The following is a 23,335-nucleotide window of genomic DNA, read 5'->3' on the forward strand; positions in this document are numbered from 1 at the left end:
CCTGCCCGTCAGGCGCGGAATGTCCATCCCGATAAGGCCAGACACCACGATGCGCAGATTCGCCAACTTCTCCTCCACCCGCACGCCCGCCACTGCCCGCCCGCATGGCCAGCGCCGTGCCCGCGGCTTCACCCTGATCGAAATCATGGTGGTGATCGTCATCCTGGGGGTGCTGGCAGCGCTGGTGGTGCCCAAGATCATGAGCCGCCCGGACGAAGCCCGTATCGTGGCCGCGCGCCAGGATATCTCGTCGATCATGCAGGCGCTCAAGCTGTATCGCCTCGATAACGGCCGCTATCCGACCACCGAGCAAGGCGTGCAGGCGTTGGTCAGCAAGCCGACCACCGAGCCGGTGCCGAACAACTGGAAGGGCGGCGGCTACCTCGAAAAGCTGCCGAAAGACCCCTGGGGCCATGCCTACCAGTACCTGAACCCCGGTGTGCGCGGCGAAATCGACGTGTTCAGCTTTGGCGCCGACGGCCAGGCCGGCGGCAGCGCCAACGACGCTGATATCGGCAACTGGGAATAAGTCCTCCCGCCTCCTGCCCCTTCATCGACATGGCCCCGGCGACGCCCGCCTTGCTCCCGCGCCGCCCTTGCCCGCAGCGCCGCCGGCCCGCCGGCTTCACGCTGCTCGAACTGCTGGTGGTCATGGTGATCGCCGGCATCGTCATCTCCCTGGTGGCCGTCAATGCCTCGCCCAATGAGCGGGGCCGTGTGCTCGATGACGGCCAGCGCATCGCCCGCCTGTTCGAACTCGCCCAGGAAGACGCCCAACTGGGCGCCCGCCCGCTGGCCTGGGAGGGCGATGCCGGCGGCTGGCGCTTCCTGGAATCCACCCCGCAAGGCTGGGTGCCGATGCGCGCCGATGTTTTCGCGCCCGGCCACTGGCGGCTGGGGCTGGACAGCGTGATGATCGTCGAAGGCGGCCGGCGCGTGGGCACCGGCCCGCAGCGGCTGGTATTCGGCCGCGAACTGGTGGACGAGCCGCAGCGGCTGGTCCTCACGCGCGGCGACATCCGCGTGGACATCACCGGCGATGGCAGCGGTCGCTACCAGGCCACGGTGCCGCAATGAGCCGCCGCCCTGCCTCCCGATCGACCCTCCGCCAGCAATACCGATCCGGCTTCACGCTGATCGAGGTGCTGGTGGCGCTGACCATCCTCGCAGTGGCGCTCACGGCCGCCATGCGGGCGATGGGCTCGATGACCGAGTCGAGCGCCGCGCTGCAATCGCGCATGTTGGCCGAATTCAGCGCCGAGAACCATTTCGCCACGCTGCGGCTCTCCAAGACCTGGCCTGAACCCGGCACGCGCGGCTACGACTGCCCGCAGGGCGGCACCCCGCTCTGGTGCGAGGAATCGGTCTCGGGCACCCCCAATCCGTCGTTCCGGCGCGTGGAAATTGCCGTGTACCCGTCGGCCACCGACAAATCGGTCAGGCTGGCCTGGCTCGTCACTTTGGTTCCCAATGAAACGCGCGGCGTCCTCTGAGCGGCCCTCCCCCCGCAGCCGGCGTGGCGGCTTCACGCTGCTGGAGATGCTCGTCGCCATCACCCTGCTGGCCGTGATGGCCGTGATTGGCTGGCGTGCGCTGGATTCCCTGACGCGCAGCCGCGAACGCCTGACCGATCACGACGCACGCCTCGACGCCCTGAAGGTGCTCTACGGCCAGTTCCAGTCCGATTGCGAGCACCTGGCCAATCCCACCCAGCTCCAGGCCAGCCCCGTGGAACTCGGCGCCAACCAGCTGATGCTGGTGCGCGACCGCCGCGACGAAGGCCAGCCCACCGCCTGGCAGGTGGTGGTCTACCGTGTGGATAACAACACGCTGGTCCGTATGGCCAGCCGCCCCGCGCTCTCACGCAACGCGGTGCAGGGTGCGATGGTGAACCTGCGCCAGGGCGCGCCCGGCGGCGCCCAGGTGCGTCCACTGCTGCCCGATACGGCCGAACTGGCCGCGCGCGTCTGGGTGGAGCCGGCCGGCTGGCAGGCCGAGAACGGCCGGGTGCGGGCCGCGCTGATGCAGCAGAGCGCCATCGACAGCGCGGCGGCGCAGGCCGCAACCGCAGCCGGCACCGCTGGCGCCAGCGACGCGGACGCCGGTCTCGCCAATATCAACGGCAACGCCACGCTGCGCGCGCTGGAGTTGACCGTGCTGGCAAAGATGGGCGATGGCGACGCGCCACGCCGGTTCCAGAAAGTCTGCATGACCGGCCTATGAACGCGCGCCCTGCCCTCCCTCGCCACCGTACCCACCAGCGCGGCGCCGCCGTGGTCACGGCCCTGCTGATGGTGACGCTTGCCGTGGTCATCGTCTCCGGCATGCTGTGGCGCCAACAGGTGCAGATCCGGTCGATCGAGAACCAGCGCCTGACCGCGCAGGCCGCGTGGATCGAGCGCGCGGCCGTGGACTGGGCGCGGCTGATCCTGCGCGACGACCAGCGCCGCTCCAACGTCGACTATCTCGGCGAGCCGTGGTCGGTGCCGGTGGCGGAGACGCGGCTGTCCGACTTCCTMGGCGCCGGGCTGCGCACGGACCAGGCCGGGGAGACCTCGTTCCTGTCTGGCCGCATCGTCGATGCCCAGGCGCGCTTCAACCTCAACAACCTCTATATCTGGAACGCCTCGGGCAGCGGGCGCGTGGTGGAGATCGACCTGCCCTCGCTGCTGGTTTACCGCCGCCTGCTTCAAACGCTCGGCATGAATCCGTCGCTGGCAGAGCCGACCGCGCAGTATCTGGTACGCGCGGCACGCGGGGCGTCGCCCGACGGCCAGCCCGTGCCGCGCCCGCCCGACACCGCCGCCGACCTGCTCGCCATTCCCGGCTACAACCCGGAGATGGTGGCCGCGCTGGACCCGTTCATCGCCTTCCTGCCCGAACGGACCAAGATCAATGCCAACACGGCCGAGCCCGAGGTACTGGCCGCCGCCATCGACAAGCTGCCGTTGGACCGCGCCCGCGAGCTGGTGCGCCAGCGCGACCGCGCCTACTTCCGCAATACGGGCGACATCAGCACGCAGCTGCGCGCCGTCGCGCCGCAGGCCGGCAGCACCGCCGGCGAAGCGCTTGAGGTAAGCACCCACTATTTCCTGGTGTATGGTCTGGTGCGGCACGAGCGCGCGCGGCGGCTGCAGGTGTCGTTGGTCCAGCGCGCGTCCACGCTCGGGAGCGGCAACACCACCCGTGTACTCTGGGTGCGCGACACCGACCGCCTGCCGGAGGCGCCCTGAGTCATGCGGGCACCCCCGGGTGCGGCATGCTCCATAAATGTCGGACAAACGTCGAGACCAGATTCAGACAGGACTGTATTGACGTGCTTTAGTCACACAGGCAAGGTACGCTGTTGCGCCGAACCCGGGCGGCCTGCCGCGCCGCCCCACCCCGACCGAGCGATTCCATTTAGGTAACCCTTGAGCACCACCCTCTACGTCCGCCTGCCGCAACGGCCGCACGACCAGCCGCAACCGTGGCAGTTTGGCGCCATGGCTTTTGCATTGGTCCGCACGCCGGTGGCGGACAAGAGCCGCCGCCCGGGCCTGCCCCACGCCCCCGAACTGTTGCGCGAAGGCCACGCATTGGCCGCCGACATGCCGGCGGCGGACCGCCTGGTGCTGATCGTGGCCGCCTCAGACGTGCTGCTGAMCACGGCGATGGTGCCCCCGCTGCCGCCCGCGCGGCTGCGGCTGGCCCTGCCGAATCTGGTCGAGGACATGCTGGCGACGGACGCCGCCCCCTGCCATATCGCGCTCGGGCCGGCGCTGGACCCGACGGCGACCGCCCGTGGCGCGCGCCGCCGCCTGCTGATGGTGACGGACCGCGCCTGGATGCGCGCCGCGCTCGACAACTTTGCCGAACACAAGCACCGCCGCCGCCACGTGGTGGCCGCGCAGCTTTGCCTGCCGTTGCCGGAACCGGTCGAAGCGGTGCCGGCCGACGCCGAGGCGCCCGAGCCCGTGCTGGCTGGTGCCGGCGCTGCCCAACCGGCGCCTGCCGTGGCTGCATCGAAGCCCACCGCCCCAGTCCAGCCGGCCACGCTGATCGTGGAGGCGGCTGCCACGGCACTTTCGCAATCCGCCTCGTTGCTCGACGTCACGGCCACCGCCACGTCGGAAGCGACGCGCATGTGGCAGGTCACGGCCCGCACCGGCCAGTACGAGGGTTTCGGCCTGATGCTGGGCGATGCCGCGCTGGCGGCCTGGCAGGCGCTGGCTCCGGCCGGCCAATGGCATGGCGACGCCACGGCGCGCGCGCACGCCCCGGTGCCGGCACTCCACGCGCAGCCGCCGGTCGCCCGTGCCTCGCGGATTTCCGATGCCTGGCGCCTCTGGCTGGTTGGCGCCGAAGACTGCCTGCAGAATCCCCAGCTCGACCTCGCCCAGTTCGAATTCGCGCAGGGCCGCATGGATCGCTGGAACCTGCGCGCGTGGCGCCTGCCCGTGGCGCTGGCCATCGGCCTGCTGCTGGTGCAGATCATCGGCGTGAATATCCAGTGGCTGCTGCTGCGCAACGAGGCGAAGCGGGTCGAGGCCGCGCAGGCGGACCTGCTCCACACCGCCTTCCCCAATGTGCCGCAGATCGCCGAGCCGCCCTTGCTGATGCGCCGCCAGGTGGAACAGCTGCGCACGGCGAGCGGGCGTAGCGTGCCGGGCGATTTCCTGCCGCTGGCCGATGGCTTCGCGCGCGGCGCCCAGCAGTTGCCGCCCGATGCGCTGCTGGCGCTGGAATACCGCGCGGGCACGCTCTATGTGACGCTGAAACCCGGCACCAACACCGGCGCGCTGCGCAACGCGGTGCGCCAGACCGGCCTGCAGATGGAAGAAGACAAGAATCCGCCGGACGCCGCGCGCGGCGGCAGCTCGCCCCCGCAGGGCGCCACGCGCTGGACCGTGAAGGCCGCATCATGAAAATGTCGCGTCCCTCCGCCCGGCCCAGCGCCCTCTCCGCCCGCTTCGCGCGCCTGAAACCGMGTGTGCCGGAACGCTGGCGCGAACGCTTCGACGCCTTCTGGAACGCCCGCAACCCGCGCGAGCAGGCCATCCTCGGCGGCGGCGCCGTGTTGCTGGTGCTCGTCTTCGGCTACCTGCTGCTGTGGGAACCGGCCGCCGATGGCCGCGCCCGCCTGAATCGCAATCTGCCGCAGATGCGCGCGGACCTTGCCGAGATGGAAACGCTGGCGCACGAGGCACGCGGCCTGGCCGCCAGCCCGGCCCCCACGCTGCGCGGCGATGCCCTGACCCAGGCGCTGCAGGACAGCATGGGCCAGCATGGCCTGAAGCCGACCAGGCTGGCGCCGACCGGCGACAATGCCGTGCAGCTTCAACTCGATAAAGTACCGTTCGGCGCAGTGGCCGGCTGGCTCCAGGACGTACGCGCGCAGCAGCGGCTCAAGGTGGTCGATGCCCGTATCGCTTACGTGGGCGCGACGGCGCTGGTCAACGTGACCGCCACACTGCAAGGCCCCGGCTCGGGCGGCCGAAACTGATGGTCCGGCTGGAATCGCTGCGTCTGACGCGCCGGCGCGCGCCCGTGGCGCGTGGCTGGAAGCGCGTGCGCTGGGCGCTGCTGGGCGTCGCCACGGTAGCCGTGACGGTAGCGGCCTGCGCGCCCGCCGCATGGCTGGCCGAGAGCGTGGCCAGCCGCACGCAACGCCGGGTACTGCTGGCCGACGCGGCCGGCACGATCTGGCACGGCAGCGCCACGCTGGCGCTCTCCGCCGGCGCGGGGAGCCAGACCGCGACGGTCCTGCCGGGCCGGCTCGAATGGAACGTGGCGGGCTGGCCGCTGTTGGTCGGGACGCTGCGCGTGGCGCTGGCGCACACCGAGGCCATGGCGGCCCCGGTGACGCTGGCTGTGACACCGACCGGCTGGACCGCGCAGGCCGGCGCCATCCGCCTGCCGGCCGCGCTGCTGGAAGGCATCGGCGCCCCGTTCAACACGTTGCGGCCGGACGGCCAGATGCGGATCGACTGGTCCGCGCTGCGCGGCCAGTTCGGCGACAAGAAGACCGGCAGCCAGACTTTCGGGCACCTGACGTTGCAGTTCGACCAGGTGTCCTCCGCCGTGAGCCGGCTACGTCCACTCGGCAGCTATCGCGCCGAAGTGGACCTGGCCGGCGTGGACGGCAAGCTGCAACTGAAGACCACGGCCGGACCGCTGTACCTGGAGGGCAGCGGCACCCTGGGCCGGCAGGCACGCTTCGAGGGYACGGCCCGTACCGACCCCGACGCCGCCACGCAACTGGCAGGGCTGTTGAGCCTGCTGGGTAGACATGAGAACAACGTGACACGGCTGCGCTTCTGAGCCACCACTAGCCCTTGACCGAGCGCAGCACGCCTAGAACCATGATGACAACGCACGCACACCACCGCTTTCTCCGTACCGCCTGCGCCCGCGCCACCGCGCTGCTGTGCGGCCTGTCCCTGCTGGCCCCTGCCCCGCTGTGGGCCCAGGGCCAGGGCCAGCCGCCGCAGCCCAACGACATCACGCCGCGCACGCAGAACCGTGACCAGGTGGTGCTGAACTTCGTCAACGCCGACCTCKACTCGGTGGTCAAGGCGGTAGGCCAGGCCACGGGCAAGAACTTCGTCATCGATCCGCGCRTGAAGGGCACGGTGAATCTGGTGACGGAGCAGCCGGTGTCGCGCGCGCAGGCACTGGAGACGCTGGGCTCGGTGCTGCGCATGCAGGGCTATGCGATGGTAGAGAGCAACGGCTTCACCAAGGTGGTGCCCGAGGCCGACGCCAAGCTGCAGGGCTCGCCCACCGTGATCGGCGCCGGCTCGAGCCGGGGTGATCAGGTCGTCACGCAGGTGTTCCGGCTCAACTACGAGTCCGCCAACAACCTCGTGCCGGTGCTGCGCCCGATGATCGCACCGAACAACACGATCACCGCCTACCCGGCCAACAACACGCTGGTCATTACCGACTACGCCGACAACCTGCGCCGGCTGGCCCGCATCATCGCCGCCGTGGATGCGCCGGCGTCGGGCGAAGTCGAACTGATTCCGCTGAAGAACGCCATCGCCAGCGACGCCGCCGTGGTCCTGCAACGGCTGCTCGACCCGTCGGCCTCCGGCGGCGCCGGCGGCGGCGCGGCCCCCGGGGGCGATGCCAGCCTGCGCACCTCGGTCGTGGCCGAGCCACGCACCAACTCGCTGATGATCCGCGCCTCCAGCCGCGCGCGCGTGCAGCAGGCGCGCCAGCTGATCGAGAAGCTCGACCAGCCCTACGCCCGCCCCGGCAATATCTGGGTGGTGCCGCTCAAGAACGCCGATGCGGTGAAGCTGGCGGCCACGCTGCGCGCCATCGTCGCCGCCGACACCAGCTTCGCCAGCTCCACGCAGCAGGGCGGGGCGGCCGGCGCGGGCGCCAACACCGCCACGTCCGGCGCGTTCCAGAACCAGGCGTCAACGCAGAGCGGCCAGTACGGCGGCGGCTCGTCCAGCAGCGGCGGCTATGGCCGCTCGGGCTCGTCGGGCGGTTCGGGCTTCGGCGGCAGCGGCTCGAATGCCTTCTCGTCGTCGTTCGCGGTCAACCAGCAGCCGACCACCGGCGGCACGATCCAGGCCGACCCGACCACCAACGCGCTGATCATCACCGCCAGCGAGCCGGTCTACCGCAACCTGCGCGCCGTGATCGACGACCTCGACGCGCGCCGCGCGCAGGTCTACATCGAGTCGATGATCGTGGAAGTGACCGCCACGCAGGCCAGCGAACTGGGCATCCAGTGGCAGGGCCTGATCAACTCGGGTGGCAACGCCATCGGCTTCGCCGGCACGAACTTCGGCTCGGGCGGCAAGAACATCATCAACCTGACCGGCGCCATCGCGGCCATCAACAACGACAGCACGGCGGGCATCGCGGCCGCCACGCAGCTGGTGCCGGACATCGGCGGCCTGAACCTGGGCGTGGTCAACAAGGCCATCGGCCTCGGCGCGCTGCTGCGCGCCCTCGGCAGCAACGACAGCGTGAACCTGCTCTCCACGCCGAACCTGATCACGCTGGAGAACGAGGAAGCCAAGATCCTGATCGGCCAGAACATTCCGATCACGACCGGCTCCTACGCCCAGACCGGCAGTTCGGCCTCGGTCACGCCGTTCCAGACCTTCGACCGCAAGGACGTCGGCATCACGCTGCGCGTGCGGCCGCAGATCACGGACGGCGGGCTGGTGAAGATGCAGATCTACCAGGAGTCCTCGTCGGTGGTGGCCAACACGATCAACGCCACGCAGGGCCCGACCACCAACGTGCGCTCGATCGAGACCAACGTGCTGGTGGATGACGGCCAGATCATCGTGCTGGGCGGCCTGATCGAGGACAGCTACGGCGACGGCGTGCAGAAGGTGCCGCTGCTGGGCGACATTCCCTACCTCGGCGCCCTGTTCCGCTACGAGAACAAGAACCGCAAGAAGACCAACCTGCTGGTGTTCCTGCGCCCGTACATCATGCGCACGGCACAGGCCACCGACCGCCTGACGCAGGACCGCTACGAGTACATCCGCGGCCAGCAGCAGGGCTTCGTCTCGCCTAACATGTTCGTACGCGACAAGGACACCCCAGTGCTGCCGCCGGCGGACGCGCCGGGCGCGCCGTTCGTCGATCCGCGTTACAACGGGCCGGTGCAGAGCCCGCTGCCGCTGGACCCGACCCTGCCTGCCGCGCCGTCGCCGGCCCCGCAGGCAGCGCCGCGCCCGATCTCGAAGGGCTCGCAAGCCACCGATACGCCACACGCCGGTTAAAGGCTAGCCATGGCCACCGAAACTATCGACAACACCACCCTGCCGGCACCGTCGGCACCGGCACCTGCACCACTCGAGCCGCCCTCGCCGATGGCGGCGCGGCTGGTCTCGTACTCGTTTTCGCGCGAAGCGCCGCTGCTGATCGCCCACCAGCGCCCCGATGGCGTGGAGGTCTGGGTCAGCCGCGCCACGGCGCCACAGGCGCTGGCCGAGGTGGCCCGCGTGCACGGCGCGCTGCAACTGCGCGTGCTGGAGCCGGACGCGCTGATCGCGGCGATCTCCGATGCCTACAACCGCCAGGACGGCAGCGCCGCCCAGGTGGTGGGCGAGGTGGAGGGCGAAGTCGACCTGTCGCGGCTGATGCAGGACATTCCCGCCGTGGAAGACCTGCTCGAGTCCGAGGACGACGCGCCGATCATCCGCATGATCAACGCCCTGCTGACCCAGGCCGCGCGCGAGCAGGCCTCGGATATCCATATCGAGCCGTTCGAGTCGTCATCTGTGGTGCGCTTCCGGGTGGATGGCACGCTGCGCGACGTGGTGCGGCCCAAGAAGGCGCTGCACGGCGCGCTGATCTCGCGGATCAAGATCATGGCGCAGCTCGACATCGCCGAGAAACGCCTGCCGCAGGACGGCCGCATCACGCTGCGCGTGGGCGGCCGGCCGGTGGATGTGCGCGTCTCCACGCTGCCCACCGGCCACGGCGAGCGCGCGGTGCTGCGTCTGCTCGACAAGGAAGCCGGCCGGCTGGACCTCGCCAAGCTTGGCATGGCGCCCAATACGCTGGGCGGCTTCGATCACCTCGTGCGCCAGCCGCACGGCATCGTGCTGGTGACCGGGCCGACCGGTTCCGGCAAGACCACCACGCTGTACGCGGCACTGTCGCGGCTCGACGCGCGCACCACCAACATCATGACGGTGGAAGACCCGATCGAGTACGACCTGGACGGCATCGGCCAGACCCAGGTCAATCCCCGCATCGACATGACATTCGGCAAGGCCCTGCGCGCGATCCTGCGGCAGGACCCGGACGTGGTGATGATCGGCGAAATCCGTGACCTGGAGACGGCGCAGATCGCCGTGCAGGCCTCGCTGACCGGMCACCTGGTGCTGGCCACGCTGCACACCAACGACTCGGCCTCGGCCGTGACGCGTCTGGTCGATATGGGGATCGAGCCGTTCCTGCTGTCGTCGTCGCTGCTCGGCGTGCTGGCGCAGCGGTTGGTACGCCGGCTGTGCCCGCACTGCAAGCGCGAGGAAGTGATCGAAGTGACACCCGCCGAGGCCGAGATCCTGCACGCGCAGGGCAAGCCGCTCCAGCGCGTGTGGCACGCCGTGGGCTGCGACAAGTGCGGCCATTCGGGCTATCAGGGCCGGATGGGCGTCTATGAACTGCTGACCGTGGATGCCGACATCCAGACCATGATCCACCGCCAGCAGCCCGAATCCGAGATCAAGCAGGTGGGGCTGGCCAAGGGCATGCACACCATGCGGGCCGATGCCCAGCGCTGGATCGACAGCGGCGCCACGTCGCTCGAAGAAGTGCTGCGCGTGACGCGCGAATAGCCGGGAGCCGCACCGCATGCCCGCCTATCGCTACGAAGCCGCCGACGCCACCGGCCGCGCCGACCGCGGCGTCATCGAGGCCGACAGCCCCAAGCAGGCGCGCACGCAACTGCGCGCGCGCGGGCTGACGCCGATCACCGTCGATCCGCTGGCCGGCGCCGGGCTGGCGCCGCGCACCGGCAGCAGCGTCCTGGTGCGCCGGCTCTCCACGCAGGAGCAGGCGCTGTTCACGCGCCAGCTCGCCAGCCTGATCGTCTCCGGCCTGCCGCTCGACGAGGCGCTGGGCGCGCTGGCCGATCAGGCCGAGCGCCAGTACCTGCACGAACTGCTAGCCGGCATCCGCGCCGAGGTGATGGGCGGCAGCTCGCTCTCCGTGGCGCTGGCCCAGCATCCGAAAGACTTCCCCGATATCTACCGCGCGCTGGTCTCGGCCGGCGAGCACTCCGGCCACCTCGGCGTGGTGCTGGAACGGCTGGCGACCTATATCGAGACGCGCAACCAGCTCACCTCGAAGATCCGGCTGGCCTTCACCTACCCGGCCATCGTCACGGTGGTGGCGTTCGCCATCGTGATCTTCCTGCTGTCGTATGTGGTGCCGCAGGTGGTGAGCGTGTTCGCCAACACCAAGCAGAAGTTGCCGACGCTGACCATCGTCATGCTGGCGCTGTCGGATTTCGTACGGAACTGGTGGTGGGCGGCGCTGGCCGTGATCGCGGTGGCCACGCTGGTCATCCGCAGCGTGCTGCGCCAGCCGGACGTCCGCCTGGCCTGGCACCGCTGGCTGCTGACCGCCCCGCTGTTGGGCAAGCTGATCCGGGGCTACAACACGGCGCGCTTCGCCAGCACGCTGGCCATCCTGGTCTCTGCCGGCGTGCCGATCCTGCGCAGCCTGCAGGCCGCCGGCGAAACGCTGACCAACCTCGCGCTGAAAACCAACGTCGACGACGCCACCACCCGCGTGCGCGAAGGCGCCTCGCTGGCCCGCGCGCTGGCCGCGCAGAATCAGTTCCCGCCGGTGCTGGTCCACCTGATCCGCTCCGGCGAAGCCACCGGCAACCTGCCGATCATGCTGGAACGCGCCGCCATCGGCGAAAGCCAGGAACTGGAACGCCGCACGCTGTTCCTGACCAGCCTGCTGGAACCGCTGCTGATTCTGACGATGGGCGTGGTGGTGCTGCTGATCGTGCTGGCGGTGCTGATGCCGATTATCGAGATCAATCAGCTGGTGCGCTGAGTTTCGAACTCGTACGATGGTCGCGGCAAGGCCCCAGGCGTAGCCTCCTTCGTGCTCTCACGGTTGAGAGACTTCGGTGGAGAACGACCATGCTCGAATGCACCTTTGAACTGAATGGCAAGGCAATGAGTGCGCTGCGCTGCGGCGCTCTGGCTTTTCCAGCGTTTTCAGGCCTGGCGACGCACGTAAATCGCCCGGAATTCATGTGCACCTTGGACTCGGGGCCAATTCCACGCGGCACCTATTTCATTATTGACAGGCAATCGGGACGCCTGCTTGGTCCGATCAGGGATGCTTGGAGCGGGAAAGGCGACTGGTTTGCCCTGTACGCAATAGACCGCAAGATCGACGACTACACCTACTGCAACGCCGTGAAGCGGGGAAACTTCCGGCTTCATCCCAAGGGCGACCTCGGAATCAGCAAAGGCTGCATCACGATAGACAATCCAATGGATTTCCACCGGCTGCGGGGGCTGCTGAAGGGACAGAAGCTAAGTCCCATTCCGGGAACCAAACATTTGGCATATGGAAAGGTGGTCGTCAAATGACAAGGTTCGCGCGCTATCTTCTACTGATACTTTGGGTGCTCATCGCGACTTTGGGCCTGACTTACCTCTGGATCCACGAGCTTGGGCGCTATGTCCATTTGCCCGATACCTTTTGGGTATGGGTATTCGCCCATACGCCTGGGTTCTGGGACGGTGAATCGGCTTACGATCTCGCCATTTTGATTTACCTCGGCATCTCGTTCGTGGTGGTCGCTATCGGGACGTGGGCGGCTTGCCGCCTTGCACGGTTCCGGTCCCTGCGTCGATCCAACACATCACTGCGCCGACATTAGACGGCCGGTAAGCGCTCATCGTGCTGGCGGTGCTGATGCCGATTATCGAGATCAATCAGCTGGTGCGCTGAGTTTCGAACTCGTACGATGGTCGCGGCAAGGCCCCAGGCGTAGCCTCCTTCGTGCTCTCACGGTTGAGAGACTTCGATGGAGAACGACCATGCTCGAATGCACCTTTGAACTGAATGGCAAGGAAATGAGTGCGCTGCGCTGCGGCGCTCTGGCTTTTCCAGCGTTTTCTGGCCTGGATCACCATAAGAATCGACCCGAATTTTCCTGCTATGCAAGTACAGGTCCGATTCCCCGCGGAACCTACTACGTCGTTGATCGGCAATCCGGAGGCATGCTCGGGTCGATCAGAGATTCGCTTCGGAACAAGAACGAATGGTTCGCTCTCTATGCTGTTGACGGCAAGATAGATGACGAAGCCTTCTGCACCGCCATACGGCGCGGCGAATTCCGCCTCCATCCGAAGGGCGGCCAAGGCATCAGCAAAGGGTGCATTACCGTCGAGAGCCACATGGGCTACCACCACCTCCGCTCGCTCCTCAAAGCCCAGCGACAACACCCCGTGCCGGGGACGACGCTCAAGGCGTATGGCAGGGTGATCGTCAGATGAAGACCTTGGCTCGGTGGCTATTGTTGGCCGTGTGGACGGTTTTTGCCACGCTCGCGCTAACCTTCGTTTGGCTGCGTTGGCTTGCGGCCATCTTCCCATTCCCGGAGTCGTTCTGGTTCTGGATATTCACCCATGTCCCGGGATTCTGGGACGGCGAAGCTGGCGACGATCTGGAACTCCTGGTCCACCTCGCCTTGTCATTCGTGGCGGTGGTGATCGGAACCTGGCTGGCGCGCAGGTGGATGCTGGACCGGCGTGGGCGAGCGGCCCGGCTTCGTTAAGCCGGCCGCCCTCCCCTCACTACCTTACTCCGCTGCCTTCTTCACCGCCTTCTTGGCCGGCGCGCGCTTGCGCGGGGCGGCTTTCTTTGCGGGAGCTTTCTTGTCGGCGGGCTTCGGGGCTTCCTCGGCGGGGGCCGGGGCGGGCTCGGTGGGTTCCTCGACAACCTGGGCGGACAGCACCGTCGTGCCCKGGGCGGCGAAGACTGACTGGTCGATTGGCCACGGGGTGTCGCTCAGGGCGACTTCGGGACGCTTGGCGCGCTTGCCGCGTGACGAAGCCGGGGGTTCCACGGCTTCCGGGATCAGGGTCGAGGCGGAGCCGGCCGGTTCGTCCTCGGAGGCCGCCGAGAAGACCGGGGCCGGCTCGGGGATGGCGTCGATTTCGACCACTGGCGCGGGCGTTTCCACCGGMGGCACGGCCTGGGCCACCGTGGTGGCCGGCAGCGGCGGCGGCGACGGGCGGCGCTCCTGCTGGTTCGACTGGTTTTGCTGCGGGCGCTGCTGCTGGCCGGACTGGCCGGACTGACCCGACTGTTGCCCAGACTGCTGGCCCGATTGCTGGCCCGATTGCTGGCCACCCTGTTGCCCACCCTGCTGGCCCGACTGCTGCCCCGGCTGGCCGCCCTCCCCCTTGGCGCGCTTTTTCAGCCGCACCCAGATGGTCTTGTTGTTCCCGCCGTTGCGCGTTTCCACCTCGAACAGGTTGGTCGATGCCACGAGTTCGGACAGCTTGCCGTACCCATAGTTACGCGAGTCGAATTCCGGCGCCTGCTTGGCGATGTGGTTGCCCATGCCGCCCAGCGTCGACCAGCCGTCTTCGTCCGACACCGCCTGCGCGGCGCTTTGCAGCAGGCGCACCAGCCGCGAGTCCTGCCGCAGCTCCTGGGTGTTGCGGCGGCGTGCCGGGGCCACGGCGCCTTCGGCTTCCACGTCGGTATCGGTGTCCGTGCGCAGCACATCGGAATAGATGAACTTGTCGCAGGCTGTCACGAACGGCTTGGGCGTCTTGCGCTCGCCGAAGCCGTAGACGATCAGCCCCTGCTCGCGGATGCGCGACGCCAGTCGCGTGAAGTCGCTGTCACTGGAGACGATGCAGAACCCGTCGAAGCGGCCCGTGTAGAGCAGGTCCATCGCATCGATGATCATCGCGCTGTCCGTGGCGTTCTTGCCCACGGTGTAGCGGAACTGCTGGATCGGCTGGATCGAGTGCGACAGCAGCCGCTCCTTCCATCCGGCCAGGTTGGGCTTGGTCCAGTCGCCGTAGATCCGCTTCACGGCGGCCACGCCGTACTTGGCCACTTCGGCCAGCAGGCCTTCCACGATGGCGGGCGCCGCGTTGTCGGCGTCGATCAGCACAGCCAGGGTCGCGCCCTGGCGAGGGGAATTTGTCATGTGTCGATAGGGGGTTGCGGTGCAGCCGGCGCCGCCCGGAGCGGGCGGTCGGGGCCGCCTGGATGCAACGCAGTGTACACGCTGAAAGCCCGTGCCTACGGGAAATCACGGGGGTAGCTGGCCCGGTTTATGCTGCATAGCAAGGTACCGCGCGCGCAACGCGGGTGCTACCATGCCGCGCAGAGACACGGCCTTCCCACGCCTCCACAAGAGGCCCCGGAAGGTTGCCCACAACTGATGTGTCGGTGATCCCGACAGCATGCCCATAGAGGAGCACTTATGAATGCCCCCCTGACCCCGCCGGTCAGCGACGCCATTCGTCGCGCGCTAGAGAACGTTTCCCTCGAAGACAAGTACACGCTGGAACGCGGCCGCATCTATATCAGCGGCACGCAGGCGTTGGTACGGCTGCCGATGCTGCAGCAGGAACGGGATCGCGCCGCGGGTCTGAACACTGCCGGATTCGTGTCCGGCTATCGCGGGTCGCCGCTCGGCGCGCTCGACCAGTCGCTCTGGAAAGCCAAGAAGCATCTTGCAGCGCACAACGTCGTCTTCCAGGCTGGCCTGAACGAAGATCTCGCCGCCACCTCGGTCTGGGGCTCCCAGCAGGTCAACATGTATCCGGATGCCAAGTTCGATGGCGTATTCGGCATGTGGTACGGCAAGGGCCCGGGCGTGGACCGCACCGGCGATGTCTTCAAGCACGCCAACTCCGCCGGCTCCAGCCAGCACGGCGGCGTGCTGGTGCTGGCCGGTGACGACCATTCGGCCAAGTCCTCCACGCTGGCGCACCAGTCCGAGCACATCTTCAAGGCCTGCGGCCTGCCCGTGCTTTATCCGTCGAACGTACAGGAATACCTCGACTACGGCCTGCACGGCTGGGCGATGAGCCGCTACTCCGGCCTCTGGGTGGCCATGAAGTGCGTGACCGACGTGGTGGAATCGTCGGCCTCGGTCGAACTCGATCCGCACCGCGTGGAGATCGTGCTGCCCGATGACTTCATCCTGCCGCAGGGCGGCCTGAACATCCGCTGGCCCGATCCGCCGCTGGAACAGGAAGCGCGCCTGCTCGACTACAAGTGGTACGCCGGCCTGGCCTATGTGCGGGCCAACAAGATCGACCGGATCGAGATCGACTCGCCGCACGCGCGTTTCGGCATCATGACCGCCGGCAAGGCCTACCTCGACACCCGCCAGGCGCTGTCCGACCTCGGCCTCGATAACGAGACCTGCGCGCGCCTGGGCATCCGCCTCTACAAGGTGGGCTGCGTATGGCCGCTGGAGGCGCACGGCGCGCGCAAGTTCGCCGAGGGGCTGCAGGAGATCCTCGTCGTCGAGGAAAAGCGCCAGATCATGGAATACGCGCTCAAGGAGGAGCTGTACAACTGGCGCGACGACGTGCGCCCCAAGGTGTACGGCAAGTTCGACGAGCGCGACAACGCGGGCGGCGAATGGTCGATCCCGCAGAACAACTGGCTGCTGCCGGCCCACTACGAGCTGTCGCCGGCGATCATCGCCAAGGCTATCGCCACGCGGCTGGAAAAGTTCGACCTGCCGTCCGATGTGCGCGCCCGCATCGCCGCCCGTCTGGCGGTCATCGAGGCCAAGGAGCGCGCGCTGGCCACGCCGCGCGTGACCGCCGAGCGCAAACCGTGGTTCTGCTCCGGTTGTCCGCACAATACGTCAACCAACGTGCCCGAGGGTTCGCGCGCGCTGGCCGGCATCGGCTGCCACTACATGACCGTGTGGATGGACCGCAGCACCAGCACCTTCAGCCAGATGGGCGGCGAAGGCGTGGCCTGGATCGGCCAGGCGCCGTTCGCGGGCGACAAGCACGTGTTCGCCAACCTCGGCGACGGCACCTACTTCCACTCGGGGCTGCTGGCCATCCGCGCGTCGATCGCGGCGGGGGTCAACATCACCTACAAGATCCTCTACAACGACGCCGTGGCGATGACCGGCGGCCAGCCCGTCGACGGCGAGCTCTCGGTGCGCGACATCGCCTACCAGGTCTCCGCCGAAGGCGCGAAGCAGATCGTCATCGTCACGGACGAGCCCGAGAAGTACAACGGCGCGATCAAGCTGCCCGAGGGGCTCACCGTCCACCATCGGGACGAGCTGGATCGCATCCAGCGTGAACTCCGCGAAGTGCCGGGCTGCACCATCCTGATCTACGACCAAACCTGCGCCACCGAGAAGCGTCGGCGCCGCAAGCGCGGCACCTTCCCCGATCCGGCCCGCCGCGCCTTCATCAACGACGCGGTGTGCGAAGGCTGCGGCGACTGCTCGGTCAAGTCGAACTGCCTGTCGGTGGAGCCGCTCGAGACCGAGCTGGGCACCAAACGCCAGATCAACCAGTCGTCGTGCAACAAGGACTTCTCGTGCCTGAACGGCTTCTGCCCGTCCTTCGTGACGGCCGAAGGCGCGCAGGTGCGCAAGCCCCGGGAGCGGGGATTGTCGATGGACAGCCTGCCGGTGCTGCCCCAGCCGACGCTGCCATCGCTCGACCACCCGTTCGGCGTGCTGGTCACGGGCGTGGGCGGCACCGGCGTGGTGACGATTGGCGGCCTGCTCGGCATGGCCGCGCACCTCGAGAACAAGGGCGTGACGGTGCTGGACATGGCCGGGCTGGCGCAGAAAGGCGGCGCGGTGCTGTCCCACGTGCAGATTGCCGCCAAGCCCGATGACCTCCATGCCACGCGCATCGCCATGGGCGAGGCGGATCTGGTCATCGGCTGCGATGCCATCGTCTCGGCCAACGACGAAGTGATCTCGAAGACGCAGGCGGGCCGCACCCGCGCGGTGGTCAACACCGCGCAGACGCCGACCGCCGACTTCATCAAGAATCCGAAGTGGCAGTTCCCGGGCCTGTCGGCGGAGCAGGACATCCGCACCGCCGTGGGCGAGCAGTGCGAGTTCATCAACGCCAGTGCGCTGGCCGTGGCGCTGATCGGCGATGCCATCTACACCAACCCGCTGGTGCTCGGCTTTGCCTGGCAGAAGGGCTGGATTCCGCTGACGCTGGAGGCGCTGGAGCGCGCCATCGAACTGAACGGCGTGTCGGTGGACAAGAACAAGGCCGCGTTCGACTGGGGCCGCCACATGGCGCACGACCCGGCGCAGGTGCTGGGGCTGACCGGCAAGCTCAAGCCGGCCATGGACGGGGCGGACGTGGTGAAGCTGCMGACGTCTTCGGGCGCGCTGCTGGAGAAGCTGATCGCGAGCCGCGTGGACCTGCTGACCCAGTACCAGAACGCCGCCTATGCCGCCGAGTACCGCGACGCCGTGCAACGCGTGCGCGCGGCCGAAACGGCCATGGTGGGCGCCKGCAAGCCGCTGCCGCTGACCGAGGCCGCCGCGCGCAATCTGGCCAAGCTGATGGCGTACAAGGACGAGTATGAGGTGGCGCGGCTCTACACCKACCCGGTGTTCCTCGACAAACTGCGCGCCCAGTTCGAAGGCGAGCCCGGCCGCGACTACCAGCTCAACTTCTGGCTCGCGCCGCCGCTGATGGCCAAGCGCGACGACAAGGGGCATCTGGTCAAGCGCCGCTTCGGCCCGTCCACGATGACGCTGTTCCGCCTGCTGGCCAGGCTGAAGGGGCTGCGCGGTGGTGCGCTCGATATCTTCGGCAAGACCGAGGAACGGCGCACCGAGCGCGCGCTGATCGGCGAATACCGGGCGCTGCTGGACACACTGGCGCAAGGCTTGTCCGCCGCGAACCACGACACCGCGATTGCGCTGGCGAACCTGCCGGACGATATCCGCGGTTTCGGGCACGTGAAGGAGAACAATCTCAACGCGGTGCGCGGCCGGTGGGCCAAGCTGCTGGCGCAGTTCAAGCATCCGGAGGCGGGGCAGCAAGCCGCCTGATCGCGCTGAGGTAAGCAGGGGCAGGTGTCGGCAATCGCTGGCACCTGCCCTTTTTTTCGTCTATCAATGTTCAAGTGAATCTTTGCGACTTGCGTATCGCCACCGCAACAGCGTCACGGCGCTGACACGGTCAGCCGGAACAATCCGCATTGCCGCCGCCCAGCCGGGCATCACGCGGCACTTTTCGCAGTTCCAATCGCCGTTTCCACCTTCAAAGCGAGGTTCGCATGCCGTCCACTACGCTGGTGTTTCGACGTTTCATTCGCGCATGTTCCGGGCTGTTGCTCGCGGCCGTGTTCTCGCCGGCGTTCGCGGGCTACTGGACCGGCGTGTCCCGCAGCCTGCCCGTCTCGCCGCTCGGCAACACGGTCGCGCTGTCCTGCCATAACTGCTACGGCGCCAGCAATGCCGCCACGACCACGCAGGTGTCGATGGCGCTGAACCGGGGGCTCGACCTCGTGGAGTTCGACCTGACCCTGCACGCCGATGGCCAGGTCTATGTCGAGCACAGCGACTCGGAGTCCGCCGTGGGCACCTTCGCCAGCGCGCTGGCCAATACCGCGCTGCAGCAGAGCGACCGCATGCTGTTCCTCGAAATCAAGGAGGGCTACTCGACGGCCGCCGCCAGCGACACGCTGATGCTCGGCGTGCTACGCACGATCCGCGACTGGGGCTACGCCACGGCGGGCCGGCCGGTCATGCTGCGCGCGTTTATGGACGGCAATAACCGCCACCAGCATCTGGTGCGCGCCCAGGCGCTGCTGGCACAGTCGGAATTCGCGAGCATCCGCGACCATGTGCGCTTCCATGCCCTGATCGAGAGCGATATCCGCAACCGCATGCGCACGGCCAAGAGCCTGGGCTTCCAGGGCGTGGAACTCGAATACCGGATGGCGAGCCTGTTCGGCGCGATCGATCAGGCCAAGCTGCTCGGCCTCGGCGTGGGCGTCTACACCACGCCGGCCAGCCTGGGCGAACTGTACCTGTCGGCGCTGCGCGAGGACGTGGATTTCATCACCTCGGACTACGACCGGGGCGCCACGCCGCTGGCTACCTCGGCGCGGGCGCTGATCACCGAAGCCACGTCGCTGGTGCACATGAACACGCTCACCCAGACCGCCTACCCGCTGACCTACAAGCGCACCGGCCCGACGAACTACGCGGTGGCCCAGAGCGGCACCACGCCKACGCTGGAAGTGCTGTCGGTCACGTCCGATGAGGACCGCGTGGGCGGCAGCATGGTGTTTGCCGGCGCGCAGTCGGTCACGACCTGGCAGGCCGACAACGACACCAACGGCGGCTTCCTGGTCAGCGCGGTGGTCAACTTCGACGACCTGACCTCGGGCGCCACCGCCGCGATCCTTGCCAAGAGCGACGCGGGCGGCTTCGCGCTGGAGCAGGCGGGCACGCTGCTGCGCTTCGGCGTCTACGTCAACGGCGGCTACCAGTACGCCACCGTGCCGCTGTCCTCGCTCAATGGCACGGATTCTTACTTCATCGTCGGCGCCTATGACGGCGACGGCGCGGTGCGGCTCTGGGTCAACAACGTCKAGCGCACCCCGTCGGTCTCGGTGACGGGCGGCGTGGGCCTGAACACCAGCCCGATCGTGATCGGCGCCGACCCGCAGGGCGCTACCGACCGCCGCTACTTCTTCAAGGGCAAGGTCCAGCAGGTGATGGTGCAGCGCTGGCGCAACCACTGATCGCGCCCGGGCCCCGCCTCGCGCGGGGCCTGTTTTGCCGGGCTACTTGATGCCGGCGTTCATGAACGACTGCATGAACTGGCGCTGGAACAGCAGGAAGGCGACCAGCAGCGGGCCAATCGACAGCAGCGTGCCGGCGGACAGCACGCCCCAGTCCACACCGGTCTCGGGCGCCGCGAACAGCGCCATGCCCACCGTCACCGGGCGGCTCGCCTCGGTGTTGGTAATCACCAGCGGCCACAGGAAGTTGTTCCAGTGATAGCTGATGGACACCAGCGCATAGGCCAGGTAGGTGGGCCGGGCCAGCGGCACGTAGACCTTGAGCAGGATCGCCAGCCGCCCCAGCCCCTCGATGCGCGCCGCGTCCTCCAGCTCCTGCGGCACCATCATGAAGGTCTGGCGCAGCAGGAAGATGCCGAACGCGCTACMGATGTAGGGCAGCGCCACGCCGAGGTAGTGATCCACCTGCCCGAGCCGCGCCACACTGACGTAGTTTTCGGTAATCAGCACCTCCGGCATCACCATCAGCTGGAGCATGACGATGGCGAACACCAGCCCCCGGCCCGGGAAGCGCAGCCGCGCCAGCGCATAGCCAGCCAGCGTGCACACCAGCAGCTGGAGCACCAGCAGCAGCGTGACGATGCAGAACGTGTTGACGAGGTAACGCGCGAACGGCGCCACGCGCCACGCGGCGGGGAAGTTGCCGAAGCCCCAGCGGGTGTCGAAGGACAGGCGCAGCGCATCGCCATCGGGGTGGAAGGCTGCCCAGAACATCAGCAGCAACGGGGCGATCCACAGCAGGCCGGCCAGCCAGCCGGCCACGGGAAGCAACAACCGGGGAGGAGCGATCGTCATCGGTAATGGACCCGCTTGCGGGAGAACCAGAACTGGAGCGCCGAGCACAGGGCCAGCAGCGCCAGCAGCACCAGCGTCAGCGCCGAGGCGTACGAGATGTCCTGGAACTTGAACGCCACTTCATAGAGGTAGTAGAGCAGCAGCGTGCTGGCGTTGTTCGGGCCGCCGCGCGTGAGCACGAACAGGTGATCGACCAGCTTGAACGCGTTGATCAGCGCGTTGACGACCACGAACAGCGTGGTCGGCGCCAGCAGCGGCAGGGTGACCCGCCGTAGCCGGTACCAGGCGGACGGCGCCTCGATGCGCGCCGCGTCGCGCTGTTCGGGTGAGATCGATTGAAGCGCGGCGAGGTAGAAGATCATGAAGAAGCCCGCCTCCTTCCAGATGGTGATGACCATCAGCGCGGGCAGCACGGTCTCCACATCGCCCAGCCAGTTGCGGCCGGCGATGCCGGCGGCGCCGAGCAGCTGGTTGAACAGGCCGATGTCGGGCGCGTAGAAGAACAGCCAGACGTTGGCGGCGGCCACCATCGGCAGGATGGTCGGCGTGAAGAAGGCCAGCCGCAGCAGGCCGCGGCCCGCGAAGCGCTCGTTGACCCAGAGCGCCATCGCCAGCGCCAGCATTACCGAGACCGGCACCGTGACCAGCGCGTACCAGAAGTTGTTGCGCAGCGCCTGCAGGAACACCGGGTCGTCCAGCAGCGCGGCGAACTGGTCCGCGCCGCTGAACATCGGAGCGACGCCGGGCGCCTGCGTGTGCAGGCTCTCCCAGACGCTKCCCGCGATGGGCCAGTAGGTGAACGCCGCCAGCAGCACCAGCGCCGGCAGCAACATCAGCCACGCATGGACGGCCGGCCTGGAGACGAAGGATCGGGAAGTCATGGCATGGCKGATGTCGTTCACGGTGGGCCCGCCGCGTCAGCGCTGGTACGGCTTCAGGATGCGGTCAGCMTGCGCCTGGGCGCCGGCCAGCGCGGCCTTCGGCTCCTGCTGGCCGGTGATGGCCGACTGGAGCGAGTCCTCGAGCACCTTGCGCACGCGGCCCGCCTGGTGCGTCGACAGTTCCGCCGTCGCCACCTGGAGCTGGTCACGCGCGACCAGCGTCTGCGGCACCTTGGCAGCGTAGCTCTTGAGCGTCGGCGTCTCGTAGCTGGCCGGGCTCACGCCCATGTAGCCGGTGGCCACGCTCCATTCGGCCGAACGTTCCGGCGCCGTCAGGAATCGCACCAGACGGTAGGCGGCCTTCTGCTCGGCCTCGCTGCCGCTCTTGAACAGGTAGAAGTTGCCGCCGCCGGTGGGCGAGCCGCCCGTCGGGTTACCCGKCAGCGGGGCCACGCCCACATCGAACTTGGCATCCTTGAGCACGGCGGTCAGGTTGCCCGTGGAGTGCCACATCATCGCCGTCTTGCCCTCGACAAAGTTTTGGCGCAGCGTGCCCCATTCGATCAGGCCCTTCGGGCTCAGGCCGTCCTTGGCCAGCGAGGTCCAGTACTGGAGCGCCTCCACGGTCTTGGGCGTGTCGAAGGTGGTGTGCGAGCCGGCGGCGTTCATCAGCGTGGCGCCGTTCTGCTTGGCCAGCGCGCCGAACATCCAGTAGGCGTAGCCCGTCGACGGAATCATCACGCCCCAGCGCGACGTGGCGCCACCGTCCTGCTTCACCAGCTTGGCAGCGGCCTCGCGCATCTCGGTCCAGGTGCGCGGCGGCTTGTTCGGATCCAGGCCGGCCTGCTTGAAGGCGTCCTTGTTGTAGAACATGACGATGGTCGAGCGCTGGAACGGGATGCCCCAGGTCTTGCCGTCGGCGCGGCCGTTGTCCATCAGGCCCGGGTAGAAGCTCTGCAGCCACGCCTTGTCCTCGGGCGTGGTGGCGAAGTCATCGAACGGGCGAATCACGTTCTGGTCCTTCAGCTCGAACAGGTCGATCGAGAACAGCACCGAGGTCTGCACCGGCGTGCCGGCCTTGAGGGCGGCCAGCGCCTTGGTGCGGGCGTCGTCGTAGTTGCCGGCGTAGATGGCGTTGACCTTGACGTCCGGGTTGGCCTGCTGGAACTGGTCGACCAGCTTGTCTACCACCTGCGTCAGCGGGCCGCCGACCGAGACCGGGTAGTACATGGTCACCTGCGTCTGTGCCGCCGCGCCGAGCGCGGCCATCGAGAGAACGGCGCCCAGCGCGAGGGCGAGGCCACGGGATTTGAACGACATGAAGGCTCCTGGTGAAAGACGAATCAAAA

The 23,335-nt window shown here is 68.0% G+C and carries 20 protein-coding genes; 16 read left to right on the forward strand and 4 right to left on the reverse strand.

Annotated elements, in window-relative coordinates; translation table 11 throughout:
• Window positions 1-49 precede the first annotated feature (49 nt).
• The 14 genes from gspG to AC1EJR_RS17175 all read left to right on the forward strand — a co-directional run bounded on the left by gspG (window position 50) and on the right by AC1EJR_RS17175 (window position 13,282).
• Window positions 50-529 carry a type II secretion system major pseudopilin GspG gene (gene gspG, locus AC1EJR_RS17110; protein WP_092300045.1) on the forward strand — a complete coding sequence of 160 codons (480 nt, stop codon included), beginning with the start codon at window positions 50-52 and terminating at the stop codon, window positions 527-529.
• Between the two features lie 29 nt (window positions 530-558).
• Window positions 559-1,077 carry a prepilin-type N-terminal cleavage/methylation domain-containing protein gene (locus AC1EJR_RS17115; protein ID WP_092300048.1) on the forward strand — a complete coding sequence of 173 codons (519 nt, stop codon included), beginning with the start codon at window positions 559-561 and terminating at the stop codon, window positions 1,075-1,077.
• Window positions 1,074-1,493 carry a type II secretion system minor pseudopilin GspI gene (gene gspI / locus AC1EJR_RS17120; protein ID WP_092300051.1) on the forward strand — a complete coding sequence of 140 codons (420 nt, stop codon included), beginning with the start codon at window positions 1,074-1,076 and terminating at the stop codon, window positions 1,491-1,493. Before AC1EJR_RS17115 ends, gspI begins: the two co-directional genes overlap by 4 nt.
• Window positions 1,471-2,223, forward strand: coding sequence for a PulJ/GspJ family protein (locus AC1EJR_RS17125; RefSeq protein WP_477113437.1), 753 nt, complete (start codon window positions 1,471-1,473; stop codon window positions 2,221-2,223). Before gspI ends, AC1EJR_RS17125 begins: the two co-directional genes overlap by 23 nt.
• Window positions 2,220-3,233: a type II secretion system minor pseudopilin GspK gene (gene gspK / locus AC1EJR_RS17130; RefSeq protein WP_092300057.1), complete on the forward strand. Its 1,014-nt coding sequence runs from the start codon at window positions 2,220-2,222 to the stop codon at window positions 3,231-3,233. Before AC1EJR_RS17125 ends, gspK begins: the two co-directional genes overlap by 4 nt.
• A gap of 180 nt (window positions 3,234-3,413) precedes the next feature.
• Window positions 3,414-4,907 (forward strand): type II secretion system protein GspL, encoded by a 1,494-nt coding sequence (gene gspL, locus AC1EJR_RS17135; protein ID WP_477147305.1) that lies wholly within the window; start codon window positions 3,414-3,416, stop codon window positions 4,905-4,907.
• Entirely contained in the window at window positions 4,904-5,485 is a 582-nt protein-coding gene (locus tag AC1EJR_RS17140) for a type II secretion system protein M (protein ID WP_477147306.1), read from the forward strand. The genes gspL and AC1EJR_RS17140 overlap by 4 nt, the downstream gene beginning before the upstream one ends.
• Window positions 5,485-6,303 (forward strand): type II secretion system protein N, encoded by an 819-nt coding sequence (locus tag AC1EJR_RS17145; RefSeq protein ID WP_441593809.1) that lies wholly within the window; start codon window positions 5,485-5,487, stop codon window positions 6,301-6,303. The genes AC1EJR_RS17140 and AC1EJR_RS17145 overlap by 1 nt, the downstream gene beginning before the upstream one ends.
• A gap of 44 nt (window positions 6,304-6,347) precedes the next feature.
• Entirely contained in the window at window positions 6,348-8,741 is a 2,394-nt protein-coding gene (gspD, locus tag AC1EJR_RS17150) for a type II secretion system secretin GspD (protein ID WP_477147335.1), read from the forward strand.
• Between the two features lie 90 nt (window positions 8,742-8,831).
• Window positions 8,832-10,307: a type II secretion system ATPase GspE gene (gspE, locus tag AC1EJR_RS17155; protein WP_092300399.1), complete on the forward strand. Its 1,476-nt coding sequence runs from the start codon at window positions 8,832-8,834 to the stop codon at window positions 10,305-10,307.
• Between the two features lie 16 nt (window positions 10,308-10,323).
• Window positions 10,324-11,541 carry a type II secretion system inner membrane protein GspF gene (gene gspF / locus AC1EJR_RS17160; RefSeq protein ID WP_092300069.1) on the forward strand — a complete coding sequence of 406 codons (1,218 nt, stop codon included), beginning with the start codon at window positions 10,324-10,326 and terminating at the stop codon, window positions 11,539-11,541.
• 89 nt (window positions 11,542-11,630) lie between these two features.
• The gene (locus AC1EJR_RS17165) at window positions 11,631-12,089 is read left to right on the forward strand and encodes a DUF2778 domain-containing protein (protein ID WP_092300072.1); all 459 of its coding nucleotides are present in this window, start codon (window positions 11,631-11,633) and stop codon (window positions 12,087-12,089) included.
• A 453-nt stretch (window positions 12,090-12,542) separates the two neighbouring features.
• Window positions 12,543-13,001: a DUF2778 domain-containing protein gene (locus AC1EJR_RS17170; protein ID WP_092300082.1), complete on the forward strand. Its 459-nt coding sequence runs from the start codon at window positions 12,543-12,545 to the stop codon at window positions 12,999-13,001.
• Window positions 12,998-13,282, forward strand: a complete 285-nt coding sequence (locus tag AC1EJR_RS17175) for a hypothetical protein (protein ID WP_092300085.1) — start codon at window positions 12,998-13,000, stop codon at window positions 13,280-13,282. The genes AC1EJR_RS17170 and AC1EJR_RS17175 overlap by 4 nt, the downstream gene beginning before the upstream one ends.
• Window positions 13,283-13,306: 24 nt before the next feature.
• Here AC1EJR_RS17175 and AC1EJR_RS17180 read toward each other — a convergent pair whose 3' ends face one another.
• Entirely contained in the window at window positions 13,307-14,674 is a 1,368-nt protein-coding gene (locus tag AC1EJR_RS17180) for an NYN domain-containing protein (protein ID WP_477147307.1), read from the reverse strand.
• Window positions 14,675-14,953: 279 nt separating this feature from the next.
• Between AC1EJR_RS17180 and AC1EJR_RS17185 the strand changes: the two genes are divergently transcribed.
• Both AC1EJR_RS17185 and AC1EJR_RS17190 read left to right on the forward strand, forming a co-directional pair.
• On the forward strand, window positions 14,954-18,547 hold the full coding sequence (locus tag AC1EJR_RS17185) for an indolepyruvate ferredoxin oxidoreductase family protein (protein ID WP_477147308.1): 3,594 nt from the start codon (window positions 14,954-14,956) through the stop codon (window positions 18,545-18,547).
• A 227-nt stretch (window positions 18,548-18,774) separates the two neighbouring features.
• Window positions 18,775-20,250: a LamG-like jellyroll fold domain-containing protein gene (locus tag AC1EJR_RS17190; protein ID WP_477147309.1), complete on the forward strand. Its 1,476-nt coding sequence runs from the start codon at window positions 18,775-18,777 to the stop codon at window positions 20,248-20,250.
• Between the two features lie 42 nt (window positions 20,251-20,292).
• Here AC1EJR_RS17190 and AC1EJR_RS17195 read toward each other — a convergent pair whose 3' ends face one another.
• The 3 genes from AC1EJR_RS17195 to AC1EJR_RS17205 are packed head-to-tail and all read right to left on the reverse strand — an operon-like array spanning window position 20,293 to window position 23,306.
• Window positions 20,293-21,105, reverse strand: coding sequence for a carbohydrate ABC transporter permease (locus tag AC1EJR_RS17195; protein ID WP_477147310.1), 813 nt, complete (start codon window positions 21,103-21,105; stop codon window positions 20,293-20,295).
• Entirely contained in the window at window positions 21,102-21,986 is an 885-nt protein-coding gene (locus tag AC1EJR_RS17200; protein WP_092300402.1) for a carbohydrate ABC transporter permease, read from the reverse strand. The genes AC1EJR_RS17195 and AC1EJR_RS17200 overlap by 4 nt, the downstream gene beginning before the upstream one ends.
• A gap of 36 nt (window positions 21,987-22,022) precedes the next feature.
• Window positions 22,023-23,306 carry an ABC transporter substrate-binding protein gene (locus AC1EJR_RS17205; RefSeq protein ID WP_477147311.1) on the reverse strand — a complete coding sequence of 428 codons (1,284 nt, stop codon included), beginning with the start codon at window positions 23,304-23,306 and terminating at the stop codon, window positions 22,023-22,025.
• Between the last annotated feature and the right edge of the window lie 29 nt (window positions 23,307-23,335).

Source organism: Cupriavidus sp. 05T42, assembly GCF_056396345.1.